The organism is Vibrio genomosp. F10 str. 9ZD137 (genome assembly GCF_049974785.1).
Taxonomy (GTDB): Bacteria; Pseudomonadota; Gammaproteobacteria; order Enterobacterales; family Vibrionaceae; genus Vibrio.
In genome coordinates this window covers 1-2,500 of sequence record NZ_JBNGCJ010000787.1, presented here as the reverse complement: position 1 = coordinate 2,500, position 2,500 = coordinate 1, and the positions used below count along the sequence as shown (strand labels likewise).

The following is a 2,500-nucleotide window of genomic DNA, read 5'->3' as shown; positions in this document are numbered from 1 at the left end:
AGCTTTTTCTGCGAGTGGCCGTTCTAGTATTGGAGCGCTATCGACGAATGGACGATAGCCGTATGTACCCACTTCTTGCTCTATCTTTTTGCCCAGCTTTTTCAATTGATTGCGAATGATTTTATGGTAATCACGACCAAGGGCGTAACGACTGATGTAAGCTTGTGTTTTATCGGCGAGATTAGAGGCAAACTGGGCCTCTGGTGGTAGGTAATCCATTCTTGCACTGATTACTCGAATGGTTCCAGGTAATAGCTCAGCAGGGCGTGCACGCATCATGCCGTGGCGTGCCATCCAATCCATTTCACCGTGGAAGCCTGCGTCTAGATACTTCTGAAGCTGCGGTTCATGTTCAGAGAGGTCGACATCACAGATGCCCACTTTCTGAAAGCCAAGCTCTTTCGCCCAAATTTTGATTTGATCAGCGAGGTGTTGATAATCCATAGGTAAAGAGCCTGATTGAATAGGGGGCCGGATCTTACAAGATCTTATTACAAGGATCTAGCGGTTCTATGACTGATCGAATGTTATTATTTGCCAATATTTGCGTTTAATTACACAAGAGCGCTTGTTTCTCAATTCTAACCCAGTTTACTATTCCTATTACTTTGATTTATATATAGTCAGTTTGAACACGTTCGAGAAGCCCAACCATGAATACAAAACAATTTAATCTTATTAATGAAGAAGCGACGATTCACGTTGGTACTTTGCTCGCTCAGTGTTGTTCACAACAAACGACTATTTATCTGCATGGGGATCTTGGCGCAGGGAAGACGACATTCAGTCGCGGATTTGTTCGAGCCTTAGGTCACCAGGGAAACGTAAAAAGCCCAACTTATACCTTAGTAGAGCCTTACCAACTGGATAAGTGGCAAGTTTACCACTTTGATCTTTATCGCTTAGCCGATCCTGAAGAACTCGAATTTATGGGGATCCGAGATTACTTCACGCCTGATGCTATTTGCCTTGTTGAGTGGCCTGAGAAGGGGGAAGGTTTACTTCCAAAGCCTGATCTTGATATAGAACTGCGTTATCAAGGCGAACAAAGAACGATGACCCTTACGGCGAATAATGAGTATGGACAGTCATTACTGAATCAATTGGAGCTAAGTTGAGTATTCAATCTATTGTGAAAGTGCGTGTGAATCGCAGGGTTCTGACCGTACTTACTGCGTTAATTTCATTGTTTTCTTACTCTCTTTGGGCGAATACGCTTGAGGGAGTAAGGGTATGGCCATCTCCGGATGAAACCAGAGTGGTGATTGATTTACAATCTGAGGCTGACTTTAGCTACTTCACCTTGAGCAGTCCAAATCGCTTAGTGGTTGATTTGAACAATACGTCTCTTAATACCAAGCTCCCGCTGTCTGTTAGTGACAGTCCAGTATTAAGCCAAGTAAGAAAAAGTACGCCACCAAAAAAATCAACGTATCGTTTAGTGTTTGAATTGAAACGCAAAGTACAGGCGAATATTTTTAAGTTAGCCCCTGTTTCTGGCGGGCAATATGGTCATCGGTTGGTTATCGATTTGCCTCATGGCTCAACGACTAAAAGCGTCTCTACGGTTAAAGCCCCTGAAGTCAGTAAAGATGTTTCCCAAATCAAGCGACAAGAAGAGATTCTGATTGTTATCGACCCTGGTCATGGTGGAGAAGACCCTGGTTCTATCGGGCCGAGCCGTAAATACGAAAAAAATGCAACACTGAGTATTTCAAAAAAGCTGGCTGCGCAACTGAATGCAATACCCGGTATCAAAGCGAGACTCACTCGTTCAGGTGATTACTATGTCAATTTGAATCGACGTGTAGCGATTGCGAGTGAGAACAATGCCCATCTACTGATATCGATACATGCTGATGCATTTACCACGCCTCAACCCAAAGGTGGCTCGGTGTTTGTCTTGAATACCCGTCGAGCAAATACAGAAATCTCTCGTTGGATAGAAGACAAAGAGAAACAGTCTGAGCTATTGGGTGGTGGCGGTGCTGCTTTCCCGAGCAGCATTAACGATCGTAACGTCAATCAGACCTTGCTTGATCTTCAATTCAGCCATTCTCAAAAGGAAGGATATAAACTGGCGACTGAGATTTTATCTGAGATGGGGAAAGTCACCAAGCTTCATAATTCAAAGCCTATTAATACCAGCCTAGCCGTGTTGAGATCCCCTCAGATCCCATCGGTACTTGTTGAGACGGGGTTTATTTCTAACCCAACAGAAGAGAAGCTTTTATTCCAAAGGGCTCATCAAGACAAACTGTCTCGCTCCATCACCAAGGCGGTGGTTAAATATTTAAAAGCGAACCCGCCTGAAGGCACCTATTTTAAAGCGCAAACCACGCCTAAAACGTATAAAGTTAAACGTGGTGACTCGTTGTCTGCAATAGCGAAAAAGTACAGTACGTCGACGAGTACGTTGATGAAAGCGAATAAACTCAAAAGCAGCAGTCTAGCGATTGGGCAGGTACTGACGATTCCTGCTGCAGGCTCGGTTTCAACC

3 protein-coding genes are annotated in these 2,500 nt (G+C 44.1%); 2 read left to right on the top strand and 1 reads right to left on the bottom strand.

Translation table 11 applies throughout. From position 1 onward, the window contains the following. The coding region (locus tag ACP45E_RS18320) for a QueG-associated DUF1730 domain-containing protein (RefSeq protein WP_141707412.1) at positions 1–444 on the bottom strand (444 nt) is incomplete at its 3' end. Between the two features lie 209 nt (positions 445–653). Here ACP45E_RS18320 and tsaE point away from each other — a divergent pair. Both tsaE and ACP45E_RS18310 read left to right on the top strand, forming a co-directional pair. Beyond that, positions 654–1,118 carry a tRNA (adenosine(37)-N6)-threonylcarbamoyltransferase complex ATPase subunit type 1 TsaE gene (gene tsaE / locus ACP45E_RS18315; RefSeq protein ID WP_017038546.1) on the top strand — a complete coding sequence of 155 codons (465 nt, stop codon included), beginning with the start codon at positions 654–656 and terminating at the stop codon, positions 1,116–1,118. Between the two features lie 11 nt (positions 1,119–1,129). Further along, on the top strand, positions 1,130–2,500 hold a 1,371-nt coding region (locus ACP45E_RS18310), incomplete at its 3' end, for an N-acetylmuramoyl-L-alanine amidase (protein WP_426511583.1).

Coding starts and splice junctions, on each gene's coding strand:
- tsaE (WP_017038546.1), top strand. CDS start 654: ATGAATACAAAACAATTTAATCTTATTAATGAAGAAGCGACGATTCAC.